Origin of the sequence: Pseudomonas sp. nanlin1 (assembly GCF_045571515.1) — a bacterium.
Classification (GTDB): domain Bacteria; phylum Pseudomonadota; class Gammaproteobacteria; order Pseudomonadales; family Pseudomonadaceae; genus Aquipseudomonas.
This window is the reverse complement of sequence record NZ_CP124218.1, coordinates 5,043,535-5,059,770: the sequence shown is the minus strand read 5'-3', so window position 1 is coordinate 5,059,770 and position 16,236 is coordinate 5,043,535. Positions and strand designations below refer to the sequence as shown.

Sequence of the window (16,236 nt, the reverse complement as noted above, 5' to 3'; positions counted from 1 at the left end):
ACCCACGGATCGCCACGATGCTGCTGTTAACCCTTTACCTGATTGCCATCACCGCCGAAGCCATGACCGGCGCCCTGTCCGCAGGGCGCCGTGGCATGGACTGGTTCGGCGTGGTGCTGATCGCCTGCGTCACGGCCTTGGGCGGTGGCTCGGTGCGCGATGTATTGCTGGGGCATTACCCCCTGACCTGGGTCAAACACCCGGAATACCTGGTGCTAACCAGTGTGGCCGCGTTGCTGACGATTTTTATCGCACCGCTGATGCGCCGCCTGCGTTCGGTGTTTCTGGTACTCGATGCCGTGGGGCTGGTGGCCTTTACTCTGATTGGCTGCCTGACCGCCCTGGAATTGGGCCACGACCGGCTCATTGTCGCCATCAGTGGCGTGATCACCGGGGTATTCGGCGGCATCCTGCGCGACATCCTGTGCAATGACATCCCACTGATTTTTCGCCGCGAGTTGTATGCCAGCGTGTCGTTCGCGGCAGCCTGGTGTTTTCTCGGCTGCCTTTATTTTGGCCTGGGCGCCGAGCAGGCAGTGTCGATCACCCTGTTCGGCGGTGTCCTATTGCGCTTGCTGGCCATTCGTTTTCATTGGGAAATGCCCAAGTTCGTTTATAACGACGAACGCTGAGCGTGCTGCGCCAGTGCCCACTCCACGTGCTCGCGCACCAGCGCCGAGGGGTGCTCGCGGCGTGCCCGCAGCGCTTGCAACACCGGTATGGTCGAAGGCGCATTGCCCAGGCCCACGGCCAGGTTGCGTAGCCAGCGTTCGTAGCCAGCGCGGCGCAGCGGTGAGCCTTCGGTGCTGCTGAGAAAGCGTTCTTCCTCCCACAGAAACAGCTCTGCCAGCCCGGCGTTGTCCAGCCCGTGCCGAGGCGTAAAGTCGCGCTCGCCGGTGGGGCGGGCAAAACGGTTCCAGGGGCATACCATTTGGCAGTCGTCGCAGCCGAACACCCGGTTGCCGATTAGCGGGCGTAGGTCTTCCGGAATCGGGCCTTTGAGTTCGATGGTCAGGTAGGAGATGCAGCGCCGCGCGTCCAGCACGTAGGGGCCGACGAACGCGGCGGTCGGGCAGATATCCAGGCACGCCGTGCAGCGGCCGCAATGCTCGCTGGTGTGGGGCGGGTCCACCGGCAGTGGCATGTCGACGAACAGCTCGCCGAGGAAAAAATAGCTCCCGGCCTTGCGGTTCAGCACCAGGGTATTCTTGCCGATCCAGCCCAGGCCGGCCTGTTCGGCGATGGCTTTTTCCAGCACTGGAGCGCTGTCGACGAAGGCGCGGTAGCCGAAAGGGCCGATGGCTTGTTGGATGCGTTCGGCCAATTGTTGCAAGCGTTTGCGAATCAGCTTGTGGTAATCGCGGCCCAGGGCGTAGCGCGATACATAGGCTTTTTCAGGTTCGGCCAAGCGTTTGGCCATTTCGGTGTCGCCGGGCAGGTAGTCCATGCGCAGGGACACCACGCGCAGGGTGCCGGGCACCAGTTGGTCCGGGTGCGAGCGCTTGCTGCCATGGGCGCCCATGTAGTCCATTTCGCCGTGATAGCCGGCCTCCAGCCAGCGCTGTAAATGGTGTTCGTGTTCGCCCAGCTCCAGGCCGGCAATACCAACTTGCTGGAAGCCCAGTTCGCGGCCCCACGTTTTGATCGAAAGGGCCAGGGCGGGAAGGTCGACGGCGGAAACAGACATGCGAAAAAGGCAACCAGGGCTCAGGTGCGTATAATTCTGCCAGACATCGCTTCGCAAGGTTGGATCATGCAGTCAAATCAGCAATTGCCCGACGTACTGTACAGCGCTGCCCAGGTTCGCGACCTCGACGCGCGGTTGATCGCTGCCGGCACCGACGGCGCGCAATTGATGCAACGCGCCGCCCGGGCCACTTGGCGCGCGCTCTGCCGGCGCTGGCCGCAGGCCCGGGTGCTCACCGTGATGGCTGGGCACGGCAATAACGCAGGCGACGGCTATTGGGTCGCGGCGTTGGCGCTGCAGGCGGGTTGGCAGGTCCAGGTGTGGGCCGTGACCGACCCGGCGGCGCTGCAGGGTGATGCCCGAGCGGCCTATGCCCATGCGTCGGCCGCGCAAGTCGCCATCCAGCCTTGGGGCGAGCACAGCGCGCTGGCCGGTGTGGTTGTCGATGCGCTGCTGGGCACTGGCTTGAGCGGCGAGGTGCGCGCGCCTTATGCCGCAGCGATTGCCGCGATCAATGCTTACCCCGGGCCGGTGGTGGCAGTGGATATCCCTTCCGGCCTGAGCGCCGATACCGGTAATGCCCAGGGGGTGGCCGTAAAGGCTGACCTGACAGTGACTTATATCGGCTTGAAATTCGGCTTGTTCACCGGCCAAGCCGCCGACCATGTGGGCCAAGTGGTTTTCGATGACTTGCAAGCAGAACCGGCCGTGCTTGCCCAAGTGCCGCCACAGGCCCGGCTGTTACAACCCGCCTCGCTGCCACCCTTGGCCGCGCGCCCGGCCACCGCGCATAAAGGCCAGTATGGCCGCGTGTTGGTGATCGGCGGCGACCACGGCACCGGCGGGGCTGCATTGTTGACCGCCGAAAGCGCCCTGCGCAGTGGTGCCGGTATGGTCACCCTGGCGACCCGTGAAGCCCATGTCGCCGCGGCTTTGACGCGTCTTCCCGAAGTGATGGCTAGCCCCACCCGCTCGGCCAATCAATTGATGGGCTTGGTCGAGGCCGCTTCTGTGCTGGTGGTCGGCCCGGGCCTGGGGCAGGGGGCCTGGGGGCGTAGCCTGCTGTCCGTGGCGGCCAGTAGCGCCAAGGCGCAAGTCTGGGACGCCGATGCGTTAAACCTATTGGCCGCTGGTGCAGTGGCGTTGCCGGCCGATAGTGTAATAACCCCGCACCCCGGTGAAGCGGCGCGGCTATTGGCTTGCTCGACGGCGCAGGTGCAGGCCGACCGGGCCAGCGCCGCACAGGCCCTGGCTCGCCAGTATTCGGCGGTGTGCGTTCTGAAGGGCGCTGGCAGCCTGATCGCCGCGCCCGATGGCCGCCTGGCGGTGTGCGCCCAAGGTCACCCGGCCATGGCGACGGCAGGCCTGGGTGATGTCCTGGCGGGTCTGATTGGCGCGTTGCGGGCTCAGCACCTGGACGCCTTCGATGCCGCTTGCCTGGGTGTCTGGCTGCACGCGAGTGCCGGTGAAGGGCAGGGCCGTGAGGGCCGAGGGCTGGCTGCCAGTGATCTGATTCCCGCCGTTCGTCGGTTGCTTGAGGAGCATTTTCCGTGTCAGAAATAAAGCTGTTTATAGAAGGCGAACAAACGATGCAGCACCTCGGCGCGCGCTTGGCCGAATTATGCGGCGGGCGCGGTCTGGTGTTTCTCGATGGCGACCTGGGGGCAGGTAAAACCACGCTCTCGCGCGGCTTGATCCGTGGTCTGGGGCACGAGGGGCCGGTCAAAAGCCCGACCTTCACCCTGGTCGAACCCTATGAGATCGGTACGGTTCGGGTATTTCATTTCGACCTCTATCGCCTGGAAGATCCAGAGGAATTGGAGTTCATGGGGGCCCGCGATTATTTTCAAAACGATGCGCTGTGCTTGATCGAGTGGCCCCATCGCGGTGCGGGCTTTTTGCCAAAGCCCGACCTGACCATTACCATAAGCGCCGAAGCGAACGGACGTTCGTTGAGTCTTCTGCCACAGGGACCACGTGGCGAGTCTTGGTGTGCCGTTCTGGTACAGGAATTCAAATAAATTATGGGGTTAGGTATGCGCATGCGCGCGCTGGTCGCGGTCGTAGGATTCATGCTTACGGCACTGGCGGTCGACGCTTTGGCCGCCACGCAAGTCAAAAGCGTGCGGGTGTGGCGAGCACCGGATAACACACGCCTGGTCTTCGACCTGTCGGGGCCTGTTCAACACAGCGTGTTCACGCTCAGCTCGCCCGACCGTCTGGTGATCGACATCAACGGTGCGACCCTGGCCGCCCCCCTTGAGGTGAACTCAGCCAACACACCCATCACCAGTGTACGTTCGGCCCAGCGCACGCCGACTGATTTGCGGGTGGTGGTGGACCTGAATAAAACCGTTACGCCCAAGAGCTTCACCCTGGCGCCGAACCAGCAATATGGCAACCGCCTGGTGGTCGACCTGTATGACTCCCCCGCAGATGCAGACCCACCCGTGCCAACGCCCTCGGTAGCGACTACCCCTGCGGTGCCGGTCACCCCCACGCAGCCGTCGATCAAGTTGGAACCGGTGCCCAATGGCAAACGTGACATCATCATCGCCATCGACGCCGGGCACGGCGGCGAAGACCCCGGCGCCTCCGGCTCCCGTGGCCAACACGAGAAAGACGTGGTGCTGGCGATCGCTAAAGAACTACAGCGGCAGATCAACGCCGAGAAAGGCTTTCGCGCCGAGCTGACGCGTACCGGTGACTATTTCATTCCGCTGCGCAAACGCACCGAAATTGCTCGTAAGAAGGGCGCCGACCTGTTCGTCTCGATCCACGCCGACGCCGCGCCGTCGACGGCTGCGTTTGGCGCTTCGGTGTTCGCATTGTCCGAACGCGGGGCGACTTCGGAAACCGCGCGCTGGCTGGCCGATAGCGAAAACCGTTCCGACCTGATCGGCGGTGCCGGTAACGTCAGCCTCGACGACAAAGACCGCATGCTTGCTGGGGTGCTGCTGGACCTGTCGATGACCGCTTCGCTGACCTCCAGCCTGAACGTCGGGCAGAAGGTGTTGAGCAACATCGGCCAGGTCACCTCGCTGCACAAACGCCGGGTCGAGCAAGCGGGGTTCATGGTGTTGAAATCGCCGGACATTCCCTCGATTCTGGTTGAGACCGGGTTCATCTCCAATGCCAACGAGGCCAATAAACTTAGCTCTGCGGCTCACCAGCAGGCGTTGGCGCGGTCGATCCGCACTGGCGTGAAACAATTCTTCCAGCAAAATCCACCGCCGGGCACCTACATCGCCTGGCTGCGCGATACCGGCAAAATCGCCCAGGGCCCGCGCGACCATACGGTGCGCTCGGGTGAGACCCTGGCCATGCTGGCCGTGCGTTATCAGGTGGGCATTGCTGCGCTGCGCAGTGCCAACGGCCTTAAAACCGACGAGTTGAAAGTAGGCCAGCACCTGGAAATCCCTAGCACCGTATTGGCCGCGCAACCATGAGTGAATCGGCCCGTATCGAACTGCTCAGCCCGCGCCTGGCCAACCAGATCGCCGCGGGTGAAGTGGTGGAGCGCCCCGCCTCGGTGATCAAGGAACTGTTGGAAAACAGCCTGGACTCCGGTGCCAAGCGTATCGATATTGACGTCGAGCAGGGTGGCGTCAAGTTGCTCAAGGTGCGCGACGATGGTGGTGGCATCGCCGCCGATGACCTGCCCTTGGCGTTGGCCCGCCATGCCACCAGCAAGATCCGCGACCTGGAAGACCTGGAGCGGGTCATGAGCCTGGGGTTTCGCGGTGAGGCACTGGCTTCCATCAGTTCCGTCGCACGCCTGACCCTGACCTCGCGCACCGTGCAGGCCGAGCAAGCCTGGCAGGTCGAAACCGAAGGCCGCGATATGGTCTCGCGGGTACAGCCCGCCGCGCACCCAGTGGGCACCTCGGTGGAAGTGCGTGACCTGTTCTTCAACACGCCGGCCCGGCGCAAGTTTCTCAAGACCGAAAAAACCGAATTCGACCACCTGCAGGAAGTCATCAAACGCCTGGCCCTGGCCCGTTTCGATGTGGGCTTTCATCTGCGGCACAACGGTAAGAGCATCCTCAGCCTGCACGAAGCCTTTGATGAGATAGCGCGCGCCCGGCGTGTCGCGACCATCTGCAGCCCGGGCTTTCTGGAGCAGGCGCTGCCCATCGAAGTCGAGCGCAACGGCCTGCGCCTGTGGGGCTGGGTCGGGCTGCCAACGTTCTCGCGCGGCCAGGCGGACTTGCAATACTTCTTCGTCAATGGCCGAGCCGTACGCGACAAACTGGTCGCCCATGCGGTGCGCCAGGCTTACCGCGATGTGCTGTTCAACGGCCGCCACCCCACGTTCGTGCTGTTTTTCGAAGTCGATCCTGCCGTGGTCGACGTAAACGTGCACCCGACCAAGCATGAAGTACGGTTTCGCGACGGCCGCATGGTGCACGATTTCCTCTATGGCACCTTGCACCGCGCGCTAGCTGATGTACGCCCGGAAGACCACTTGGCCACAGCCCCTGGCGCAGCGCCGTTGCCGCGCCCAACGGGGGCGCAGGCCGGTGAGTTCGGGCCGCAAGGTGAGATGCGCCTGGCGGCCAACCTGCTGGAGCAGCCTGCCGCACAGCCGCCAGCGCGTTCTTTCGGCAGTGGCGCTGGTGCGGGCTATCAGTATGTCCCACGTACTTCCCAGCCCTTGCCCGCCGCCGAAGCGCAAAGTGCTTACAGTGCGTTCTTCGCGCCCTTACCCACGGGCCAGGCGCCGGCCAGTCTGCCATCTGGTGAGGGTGATATCCCGCCGTTGGGTTACGCCCTGGCACAGCTCAAAGGCATCTATATTCTGGCCGAGAATGCCCAGGGCTTAGTGCTGGTGGATATGCACGCGGCCCACGAGCGCATCATGTACGAGCGGCTCAAGTTGGCCATGGCCAGTGAGGGGCTTAGCGGCCAGCCGCTGTTGGTGCCGGAGTCGATCGCGGTCAGCCAGCGTGAAGCCGACTGCGCCGAAGAGCATGCGGCCTGGTTTCAGCGCCTAGGGTTCGAGCTGCAGCGGCTTGGCCCGGAGAGTTTGGCGATCCGCCAGATACCCGCCTTGCTCAAACAGGCTGAAGCCAACCGCCTGGTGCACGATGTTTTGGCCGACCTGATGGATTACGGCACCAGCGACCGCATTCAGGCGCACCTCAACGAGTTGCTCGGGACCATGGCGTGCCATGGTGCGATCCGCGCCAATCGGCGGCTGGCGATCCCAGAAATGAACGGCCTGCTGCGCGACATGGAAAACACCGAGCGCAGCGGCCAATGCAATCACGGCCGGCCGACCTGGACCCAAATGGGCCTGGACGATCTGGACAAACTCTTCCTGCGCGGCCGTTAAACCATGAGTGCGTTACCACCTGCCATATTCTTGATGGGGCCCACGGCCGCGGGCAAGACCGACCTGGCGATCGAGCTGAGCAAGGCCTTGCCCTGTGAGCTGATCAGCGTCGACTCTGCCCTGGTCTACCGGGGCATGGACATCGGCACGGCGAAACCCTCGCCGCAGCTGTTGGCCCAGCACCCGCATTACCTGATCGACATTCTCGACCCTGCGCAAAGCTATTCAGCCGCTGACTTTCGCCGCGATGCGTTGCAGGCCATGGCGCAGATCACGGCCCGCGGCAACATTCCGCTACTGGTTGGCGGCACGATGTTGTATTTCAAGGCTTTGCTCGAAGGCCTGGCCGACATGCCGGCCGCCGACGCTCAGGTGCGTAGCGAGCTTGAAGCCCAGGCGCTGCGCGAGGGTTGGGCGGCCTTACATGCCCGGTTGGCAGCGGTCGACCCGGTGTCCGCCGCGCGCATTCACCCCAATGACCCGCAGCGCCTGGTACGTGCGCTGGAGGTCTACCAGGTCAGCGGTATGACCATGACCGAGCATCGTGCCCGCCAATCGGCGCAAAGTACCGTCGCCGGCGCATCGACCGGCTCGCAATTACCCTATACTGTGGCCAACTTAGCGATCGCCCCCGCCCAGCGCAGCGTGCTGCATGAGCGAATTGCGCAGCGTTTTGTGCAAATGTTGGAACAAGGCTTCGTCGATGAGGTCACTGCTCTGCGTGCCAGAAGTGACTTGCACGCGGGCCTGCCGTCTATACGAGCGGTGGGCTACCGGCAAGTCTGGGATCATCTGGATGGCAAGCTGACGTCATTTGCAATGCAAGAGCGCGGGATTATTGCCACTCGCCAATTGGCAAAACGGCAATACACCTGGTTACGCGGTTGGCCTGAGGTGCACTGGCTTGATAGCCTGGCCTGCGACAATCTGCCTCGCGCCTTGAAATACCTGGGGGGCAGCTCCATATTGAGCTGAGTCCCTGCAATTAGCCGTCTATCCTTGGGGTGTTGCGGCCTGATTCATAAAAATTTTTTCACAGCTTTCTCAACTATTGATCCTTAAAGGAGTGCGGCACATGTCAAAAGGGCATACGCTACAAGACCCTTACTTGAATACTTTGCGTAAAGAAAAGGTGGGCGTCTCCATCTATCTCGTAAATGGCATCAAGCTGCAGGGTACGATCGAGTCTTTCGACCAATTTGTGATTCTGCTCAAGAACACTGTCAGCCAAATGGTCTACAAACACGCCATCTCCACAGTAGTGCCGGTGCGCCCAGTTCGTCTGCCTAGCGCGGCCGAAGCTGAGCAGGGCGATGCCGAGCCTGGTAACGCTTGATAGGAGTCTGCTTTGTTCTTTGAGCGCCATGGAGGGGGTGAACGAGCGATCCTCGTTCATCTGGACGGTCAGGCCCCTGAGGCGCGTGAAGATCCGCAGGAGTTTCAGGAGCTGGCCATCTCGGCCGGTGCTGAAACTGTCGCGTTCGTTAGCGTGGCGCGCCACCAGCCGACTGCCAAGTTTCTGATCGGCAGCGGCAAGGTCGAAGAGCTGCGCGACCAGGTCAAGGCCGAACACGCCGACCTGGTCATCTTCAATCACACCCTCACGCCCAGCCAGGAACGCAACCTGGAGCGGGTGTTCGAGTGTCGTGTGCTCGACCGTACCGGTCTTATTCTCGATATTTTCGCCCAACGGGCGCGCACCCATGAAGGCAAGCTGCAGGTCGAACTGGCCCAGCTCGAGCACATGAGTACGCGGCTGGTGCGTGGCTGGACTCACCTGGAGCGGCAAAAAGGCGGTATCGGTTTGCGTGGGCCGGGTGAAACCCAGCTTGAAACCGACCGCCGCCTGTTGCGTGTGCGCCTGCGGCAGATCAAGGCGCGCCTTGAGAAAGTCCGCAGCCAGCGCGAGCAAGCTCGCCGTGGGCGTCGGCGCGCTGACATTCCTTCGGTTTCACTGGTGGGCTATACCAACGCGGGCAAGTCGACGCTGTTCAACGCAGTGACGTCCTCCGAGGTGTATGCCGCCGATCAACTGTTCGCAACCCTTGACCCTACCCTGCGTCGCCTCGAGCTGAACGACCTGGGCCCGGTGATCCTGGCGGACACCGTGGGCTTCATTCGGCACTTGCCGCACAAGCTGGTGGAGGCGTTTCGCGCCACCCTCGAAGAGTCGAGCAACTCCGACCTGCTGCTGCATGTGATCGACGCCCATGAGCCGGAACGCATGGCGCAAATTGAACAAGTGATGGCGGTGCTCACCGAGATCGGTGCGCAGGGCTTGCCGATCCTTGAGGTGTATAACAAACTCGACCTGCTTGAAGGGGTTGAGCCGCAAATCCAGCGTGACGCCGATGGCAAGCCCCTGCGGGTTTGGGTATCGGCCCGCGATGGGCGTGGCCTGGACCTGGTCAAGCAGGCCGTGGCCGAATTGTTGGGTGACGACCTGTTTGTCGGCACCCTGCGCCTGGGGCAAAACCTGGGCCGGCTGCGAGCACAATTTTTTACCCTGGGTGCAGTACAGAGTGAAACCCACGATGAGGACGGTGGCAGTCTCTTGGCGGTGCGTTTGCCAAGGGTTGAGTTGAATCGCCTGGTCAGTCGCGAGGGAATGGAGCCCGAAGAATTCATCGAGCAACACACTTTGCAATAAAAGCCTGCGCAGGTGGTCGTACCGCCACCGCAGGCATTCTGTAGCATTGGTCGGCGCGCCGTGGGTGCGTCTTTGCTTTATCAGATGGAGAGCGCTATGGCTTGGAATGAGCCGGGTGGCAACTCGAACAATCAGGATCCCTGGGGTGGCAAGCGCCGTGGTGGCGACCGCAAGGGGCCACCGGATCTCGACGAAGCCTTCCGCAAGCTGCAAGACAGCCTGAATGGGTTGTTTGGTGGCGGTAAGAAACGCACTGGTGGTAGCGGTGGTGAAGGCGGTTCCTCCAGGGGCGGTGGCTTTGGCCTGCTCGGGATCGGCCTCGTCGTGCTGGCCGCTATTTGGCTGTACAGCGCCGTTTATGTGGTCGACGAGCAGGAGCAGGCCGTCGTGCTGCGCTTCGGTAAGTACTACGAAACCGTCGGGCCGGGTTTGAACATCTACTTCCCGCCGATCGATCGCAAGTACCTGGAAAACGTCACCCGCGAGCGTGCTTATACCAAGCAAGGCCAGATGCTGACCGAAGACGAGAACATCGTCGAAGTGCCGCTGACCGTGCAGTACAAGATCACCAACCTGCAAGACTACGTCTTGCGCGTCGACCAGCCTGAGATCAGCCTGCAACACGCCACCGACAGCGCCGTGCGCCACGTGGTGGGTTCCACGGCGATGGACCAGGTGTTGACCGAAGGTCGTGAACTGATGGCGAGCGAGATCAAGGAGCGCCTGCAACGCTTCCTCGACACTTACCAGACGGGTATCACCGTTACCCAGGTGAACGTGCAGAGCGCGGCAGCCCCGCGCGAAGTACAGGAAGCCTTCGATGACGTGATCCGCGCCCGTGAAGACGAGCAACGTTCGCGCAACCAGGCCGAGAGCTACGCCAACGGCGTGATTCCCGAAGCCCGCGGTCAAGCCCAGCGCATCATCGAAGACGCCAACGGTTATCGCGACGAAGTCATCTCCCGCTCCAAGGGTGAGGCAGACCGCTTCACCAAGCTGGTGGCCGAGTACCGCAAGGCGCCAGAGATCACTCGCCAGCGTCTGTACCTGGAAACCATGCAAAGCGTCTACAGCAACACCAGCAAGGTGTTGGTCAGCAGCAAGGACGGTCAGAACAACCTGATCTACCTGCCGCTGGACAAAATGGTCAACGGCAGCCGCAGCAATACGCCTGCGCCGGCCAGCAGCACGCCAGCCACCGCTAATGAAGCGGGTGCCCGAGCGGCGGCCGACCTGCAGCAGCAACAGCGCGAAATGCGTTCTAGGGAGAGTCGCTGATGGGCAATAAATCGCTGATCGCCCTGATCGTTGGCGTTGTGCTGGCGATCGGAGCCTGGAACAGTTTCTACATCGTGGCGCAGACCGAGCGGGCCGTATTGCTGCAATTCGGTCGGGTCGTCCAGCCTAATGTAGAGCCGGGCCTGCACGTCAAGATCCCTTACATGAACCAGGTGCGTAAGTTCGACGCTCGCTTGATGACCCTTGACGCACCTACCCAGCGGTTTCTGACCCTGGAGAAAAAAGCGGTAATGGTCGATGCCTATGCCAAGTGGCGTGTCAAGGACGCTGAGCGTTTCTACACCGCGACATCCGGTATGAAGCAGATCGCTGACGAGCGTCTGTCGCGTCGCCTGGAGTCCGGGTTACGTGACCAGTTCGGTAAGCGCACCCTGCACGAAGTGGTGTCGGGTGAACGCGATGCACTGATGGCGGACATCACCGGCTCGCTGAACCGCATGGCCGACAAAGAGCTGGGCATCGAAGTCATCGACGTCCGGGTCAAGGCCATCGACTTGCCGAAAGAAGTCAACCGCAGCGTGTTCGAGCGTATGAGCACCGAGCGTGAGCGTGAAGCCCGTGAGCATCGCGCCAAGGGTAACGAGCTGGCCGAGGGTATTCGTGCCGACGCCGATCGTCAGCGCCGCGTACTGCTGGCCGAAGCCTATCGTGAATCTGAAGAAGCACGTGGTGACGGTGACGCTCAGGCCGCATCCATCTACAGTCAAGCTTATGGCCAGGATCAGGAGTTCTACTCCTTCTACCGCAGCCTGCAGGCTTACCGCCAAAGCTTCGATGATAAAAGCGACGTGTTGGTGCTCGACCCAAGCAGCGACTTCTTCAAATACATGGAGAAGTTCAAGCCTTGATCGACCCCCCACCGGGCGGTTAAACCGCCGGGTGGGGTGAACCTCGATCAAAACGAGTGTATGATGCGGCAGCCGGGAAATTCCCGGCTTTTTTGCGTCTGCAAGATCGATAGGCCGAACACTGGCCCGGATTTCTGAGGAACGGCCCCGCGACACGGTTGCGGTGGCTGTTTTCTGCTTCACTTAAGGCTCGCCCGAGGGCTGGCCGCCCGGATCATAGGGGAAAGGCGTAATGGCAACGGTAGACCGCTGGCTGCTGCCAGATGGCATCGAAGAAGTACTGCCGCCGGAAGCGGCGCGTATCGAAGTAGCGCGCCGTCAGGTGTTGGATCTGTTCCAGAGTTGGGGTTACGAGTTCGTCGTCACTCCGCACATCGAGTACTTGGAGTCGCTGCTCACCGGCGCGGGCCAGGACCTGGATCTGCGCACCTTCAAAGTCATCGACCCACAGTCGGGTCGGCAAATGGGCTTCAGGGCCGACATCACCCCGCAGGTGGCGCGTATCGACGCCCATACCCTGCGGCGTGAAGGCCCATCCCGCCTGTGCTACGCCGGCAGCGTGCTGCATGCGCAGCCACGGGCGCTGTCCAACTCGCGCAGCCCGATTCAGCTGGGCGCCGAATTGTATGGCGATGCCAGCCCCAGCAGCGACGTGGAAGTCATCAGCCTGATGCTCGCCACCTTGCAGTTGGCCGACGTGCCAGACGTGCACATGGACCTCGGGCACGTGGGTATTTACCGCGGCCTGGCCCGCGCCGCGGGCTTGTCGGGTAGCGTCGAGCAGCAGTTGTTCGACGCCCTGCAGCGAAAGGCGATCGACGAAGTCATCGAGCTGACCGAGGGGCTGCCGAGCGACCTGGCGAGCATGCTGCGCGCGCTGGTCGATCTGTGCGGTGGCCGCGAGGTATTGGCCCAGGCACGCGTGCGCCTGGCCGGCGCGCCGGCTGCCGTGCTGGCGGCGCTGGACGATCTGCTGGCAATCGCCGAGCGTCTGGCGCTGCGCTTCCCCGAGCTGCCCTTGTATTTCGACTTGGGTGAGTTGCGCGGTTATCACTATCACACCGGCGTAGTGTTTGCGGTGTTCGTACCGGGCGTGGGGCAATCCATTGCCCAGGGCGGCCGTTATGATGACATCGGTGCCGATTTTGGTCGGGCGCGCCCGGCCACGGGGTTTTCCACCGATCTCAAGACCCTGGTCACGCTGGGGCAGGCCGAAATCGCTTTGCCGTCGGGAGGCATCTGGATGCCCGACACCACCGATGCGGCGCTCTGGCAGTTGGTCTGCCAATTGCGCGGCGAAGGCCGGCGCGTGGTTCAGGCCCTGCCTGGGCAATTGGCCGAGGCTGCCGTCGAGGCAGGTTGCGACCAGCAATTGATTCAGCACGATGGGCGTTGGCAGGTGCTGCCATTGGCTCTCTGAGTTTTCCTGCCGGCGGCTGCCGGCACCAAGTTTGCGCGAATGAGGACAAGTGTTATGGGTAAGAATGTCGTAGTCCTGGGCACCCAATGGGGTGATGAGGGCAAAGGCAAGATCGTTGATCTGCTGACCGAACATGCTGCCGCGGTAGTGCGCTATCAAGGCGGCCACAACGCCGGTCACACCCTGGTGATCGACGGCGAGAAAACCGTGCTGCACCTGATCCCTTCGGGCGTGCTGCGCGAAGGCGTGCAATGCCTGATCGGTAACGGCGTGGTGGTAGCGCCCGACGCCCTGATGCGCGAAATCATCAAGCTGGAAGAAAAAGGCGTGCCGGTCCGGGAGCGCCTGCGTATCAGCCCGTCCTGCCCGCTGATCCTGTCCTATCACGTGGCGCTCGACCAAGCCCGCGAAAAGGCCCGTGGCGAGCTCAAGATCGGCACCACTGGCCGTGGCATCGGCCCGGCGTACGAAGACAAAGTCGCTCGCCGCGGCCTGCGTATCGGCGACCTGTTCCACCGCGAGCGCTTTGCCGCCAAGCTGGGCGAGCTGCTCGATTACCATAACTTCGTGTTGGTGAATTACTACAAAGAGCCGGCCATCGACTTCCAGAAAACCCTGGATGAGTGCATGGAGTACGCCGAGCTGCTCAAGCCGATGATGCTCGATGTCACCGCCGAGCTGCACGAGCTTCGTCGCGCAGGCAAGGACATCATGTTCGAAGGCGCCCAGGGCTCGTTGCTGGACATCGATCACGGCACCTACCCGTACGTGACCAGCTCCAACACCACAGCTGGCGGTATTGCCACCGGTTCAGGGTTTGGCCCGATGTACATCGACTACATCCTGGGTATCACCAAGGCCTACACCACGCGCGTCGGTTCGGGGCCTTTCCCTACTGAGCTGTTCGACGACGTGGGCGCTTTCCTGGCCAAGCGTGGCCATGAGTTCGGTGCTACCACCGGGCGTGCTCGCCGTTGCGGTTGGTTCGATGCGGTGATCCTGCGTCGCGCTATCGACGTCAACAGCATCTCGGGTATTTGCCTGACCAAGCTGGACGTGCTGGACGGTCTGGAAACGATCAACATCTGCGTTGGCTATAAAAACGCCGACGGTGCCGTGATCGAAGCGCCGACCGACGCTGACAGCTACATCGGCCTGGAGCCCGTGTACGAGCAGATGCCCGGCTGGAGCGAGTCCACCGTGGGGGCGAAGACCTTGGAAGAGCTGCCGGCTAACGCTCGGGCCTACATCAACCGCCTGGAAGAGTTGGTGGGTGCGCCGATCGACATCATCTCCACCGGCCCGGACCGCGTCGAAACCATCGTTTTGCGCCATCCGTTCGCCTAGGTTGAATGCTCGGGGGCAAGCCCCCTCCTACAGCACCTGATGTAGGAGGGGGCTTGCCCCCGAGCTCTTGCCCCCGATCTCTTCCCACCTAACCTTTATTCAAATACATCCGTGTTGTCAGCAGGTACACCGGCAGCCCGGAGATCAAGATCAGTAGCGCCGCATAGGGCGCCGCTGCGGCGAACTGCATGTTGGCCGTGTTCGCCCACACCTCCGTCGCCAATGTCGTCAGCCCAGTCGGTGCCAGCACCAGCGTGGCTGTCAGTTCTTTCATGGCATCCAAAAAGACCAGCGCGAACGCGGCCGCCATGGCGGGGAAGATAATCGGCAGGGTCACCCGGCAAAAGGCCGTGAACGAGCTCGCGCCGAGGGTCCGGGCGGCTTCTTCCAATTGCGGAGCAGCTTTGTTCAGCGCTGTGCGTACGGGCGCTTGGGCCATTGGCAGAAAGAGTAGCGCATAGGCCAGCAGCAGCAGGGCAGTGGTCTGGTACAGCGCTGGCACGTAGTGCAGCGAGAAAAACACCAAGGTCAGCGCGATCACCAGCCCAGGCAGCGCGTGCAGCAGGTAGGGCAAGCGCTCGGCCCAAACGGCCAGCCGGCCTTTGTAGCGCACCACCAGCAGGCCAACCGGCAGGGCCAGTACCAGGCACAGCGCGGCGCCGCCCAGCGACAGCGAAAGAGAGGCCAGTAACGCCTCGCCGATTTGCGCCAGCGGAAACGCCGCTGAGCGGCCTTCCACCAGCCAGTAACCGAGCATCGCCAAGGGCACGCCACTGCCCAGTACCGTCAACGCGACGCAATAGGCTTGCCCCATCAGCCCCCAGCGGCCCAATGCGGTGGGCGCCGCGCGCCGAGCTACGCCCTGGCCTATGCGAATATGCCGTGCGGTGCCGCGCACGCGCAGTTCGAGCCAGAGAAACAACAGACACATCGCCAGTAACGCGGCAGACAGCACGGCCGCGTTGGCATTGCTGAACTGCAGCTCAAACTGTTGGTAAATCGCCGTGGTAAAGGTTTGTAGGCCGAGGATCGACGGCGCACCGAACTCCACCAACATGTGCAGGGCGATCAGCAAAGCGCCGCCCAGCACCGAAGGCCATAGCAGCGGCAACGTAACCTTGAAGAACACCCCCCAACGGTCCTCGCCCAGGGTGCGTGCCGACTCTTCAAGAGAGGTGTCAAGGTGGCGCAGGGTGGCAGCGACTGGCAGGAACACCAGAGGGTACTTGGACAGTGCCATAACCATGATCGCGCCGCCCAAGCCTTCGAAGCCTGAACTCAGCGACACCCAGGTGAAGCTGCTGACGAATGCCGGTACCGCAAATGGCAGGCACAGCACTACACCCCAGAGGCGACGGCCTGCCAGGTTACTGCGCTCCAGTAGCCAAGCCAGGCTGACGCCGATCACCATGCAGCTCAGGGTGACGCCCACCAGCAGCATCAGGGTGTTGCCCAGCAGACGCATGACATAGGGGCGCCATAGCAGGTGCAACGCCTGTTCGGCACCGGCTTGCCAAGTGCGCAGGCCTACGTATAGCAGGGGCAGGGCGCTGAGGATGACCAACAGCAGCACCGGCACCACCACCCAGAGGGATGGGCGCTTGCGTCGTGGGCTGAAAGGTTTGGTTGGGGCAGTGGCCACGGTGC

The 16,236-nt window shown here is 62.5% G+C and carries 14 protein-coding genes; 12 read left to right on the top strand and 2 right to left on the bottom strand.

Features of this window, described 5'->3' with window-relative positions; all coding sequences use genetic code 11:
• Window positions 1–17 precede the first annotated feature (17 nt).
• On the top strand, window positions 18–632 hold the full coding sequence (locus QCL65_RS23420) for a trimeric intracellular cation channel family protein (protein ID WP_407313101.1): 615 nt from the start codon (window positions 18–20) through the stop codon (window positions 630–632).
• Here QCL65_RS23420 and queG read toward each other — a convergent pair.
• Window positions 614–1,687: a tRNA epoxyqueuosine(34) reductase QueG gene (gene queG, locus QCL65_RS23415; protein WP_407313099.1), complete on the bottom strand. Its 1,074-nt coding sequence runs from the start codon at window positions 1,685–1,687 to the stop codon at window positions 614–616. The genes QCL65_RS23420 and queG overlap by 19 nt on opposite strands.
• Before the next feature lie 66 nt (window positions 1,688–1,753).
• Here queG and QCL65_RS23410 point away from each other — a divergent pair, with 66 nt between their 5' ends.
• From QCL65_RS23410 to QCL65_RS23360, 11 genes are all read left to right on the top strand, one after another.
• Window positions 1,754–3,250: an NAD(P)H-hydrate dehydratase gene (locus QCL65_RS23410; protein WP_407313097.1), complete on the top strand. Its 1,497-nt coding sequence runs from the start codon at window positions 1,754–1,756 to the stop codon at window positions 3,248–3,250.
• On the top strand, window positions 3,238–3,708 hold the full coding sequence (tsaE, locus tag QCL65_RS23405) for a tRNA (adenosine(37)-N6)-threonylcarbamoyltransferase complex ATPase subunit type 1 TsaE (protein WP_407313095.1): 471 nt from the start codon (window positions 3,238–3,240) through the stop codon (window positions 3,706–3,708). The genes QCL65_RS23410 and tsaE overlap by 13 nt, the downstream gene beginning before the upstream one ends.
• A 3-nt stretch (window positions 3,709–3,711) precedes the next feature.
• The gene (locus tag QCL65_RS23400) at window positions 3,712–5,136 is read left to right on the top strand and encodes an N-acetylmuramoyl-L-alanine amidase (protein WP_407313092.1); all 1,425 of its coding nucleotides are present in this window, start codon (window positions 3,712–3,714) and stop codon (window positions 5,134–5,136) included.
• Window positions 5,133–7,025, top strand: coding sequence for a DNA mismatch repair endonuclease MutL (gene mutL, locus QCL65_RS23395; RefSeq protein ID WP_407313090.1), 1,893 nt, complete (start codon window positions 5,133–5,135; stop codon window positions 7,023–7,025). The genes QCL65_RS23400 and mutL overlap by 4 nt, the downstream gene beginning before the upstream one ends.
• Window positions 7,026–7,028: 3 nt before the next feature.
• Window positions 7,029–8,000, top strand: a complete 972-nt coding sequence (gene miaA / locus QCL65_RS23390) for a tRNA (adenosine(37)-N6)-dimethylallyltransferase MiaA (RefSeq protein ID WP_407313088.1) — start codon at window positions 7,029–7,031, stop codon at window positions 7,998–8,000.
• 100 nt (window positions 8,001–8,100) lie between these two features.
• Window positions 8,101–8,361, top strand: coding sequence for an RNA chaperone Hfq (gene hfq / locus QCL65_RS23385; protein ID WP_407313086.1), 261 nt, complete (start codon window positions 8,101–8,103; stop codon window positions 8,359–8,361).
• Window positions 8,362–8,373: 12 nt separating this feature from the next.
• Window positions 8,374–9,675 (top strand): ribosome rescue GTPase HflX, encoded by a 1,302-nt coding sequence (gene hflX, locus QCL65_RS23380; protein WP_407313084.1) that lies wholly within the window; start codon window positions 8,374–8,376, stop codon window positions 9,673–9,675.
• A 96-nt stretch (window positions 9,676–9,771) separates the two neighbouring features.
• Window positions 9,772–10,953 carry an FtsH protease activity modulator HflK gene (hflK, locus tag QCL65_RS23375; RefSeq protein WP_407313082.1) on the top strand — a complete coding sequence of 394 codons (1,182 nt, stop codon included), beginning with the start codon at window positions 9,772–9,774 and terminating at the stop codon, window positions 10,951–10,953.
• Complete coding sequence (hflC, locus tag QCL65_RS23370; RefSeq protein WP_407313080.1) at window positions 10,953–11,822, top strand: protease modulator HflC; 870 nt, start codon at window positions 10,953–10,955, stop codon at window positions 11,820–11,822. Before hflK ends, hflC begins: the two co-directional genes overlap by 1 nt.
• A gap of 232 nt (window positions 11,823–12,054) precedes the next feature.
• The gene (locus tag QCL65_RS23365) at window positions 12,055–13,242 is read left to right on the top strand and encodes an ATP phosphoribosyltransferase regulatory subunit (RefSeq protein ID WP_407313077.1); all 1,188 of its coding nucleotides are present in this window, start codon (window positions 12,055–12,057) and stop codon (window positions 13,240–13,242) included.
• Window positions 13,243–13,296: 54 nt separating this feature from the next.
• Window positions 13,297–14,589 (top strand): adenylosuccinate synthase, encoded by a 1,293-nt coding sequence (locus QCL65_RS23360; protein WP_407313075.1) that lies wholly within the window; start codon window positions 13,297–13,299, stop codon window positions 14,587–14,589.
• Between the two features lie 88 nt (window positions 14,590–14,677).
• Here the strand turns inward: QCL65_RS23360 and QCL65_RS23355 are convergent, their stop codons facing one another.
• Window positions 14,678–16,231: an ABC transporter permease gene (locus tag QCL65_RS23355; protein WP_407313073.1), complete on the bottom strand. Its 1,554-nt coding sequence runs from the start codon at window positions 16,229–16,231 to the stop codon at window positions 14,678–14,680.
• Between the last annotated feature and the right edge of the window lie 5 nt (window positions 16,232–16,236).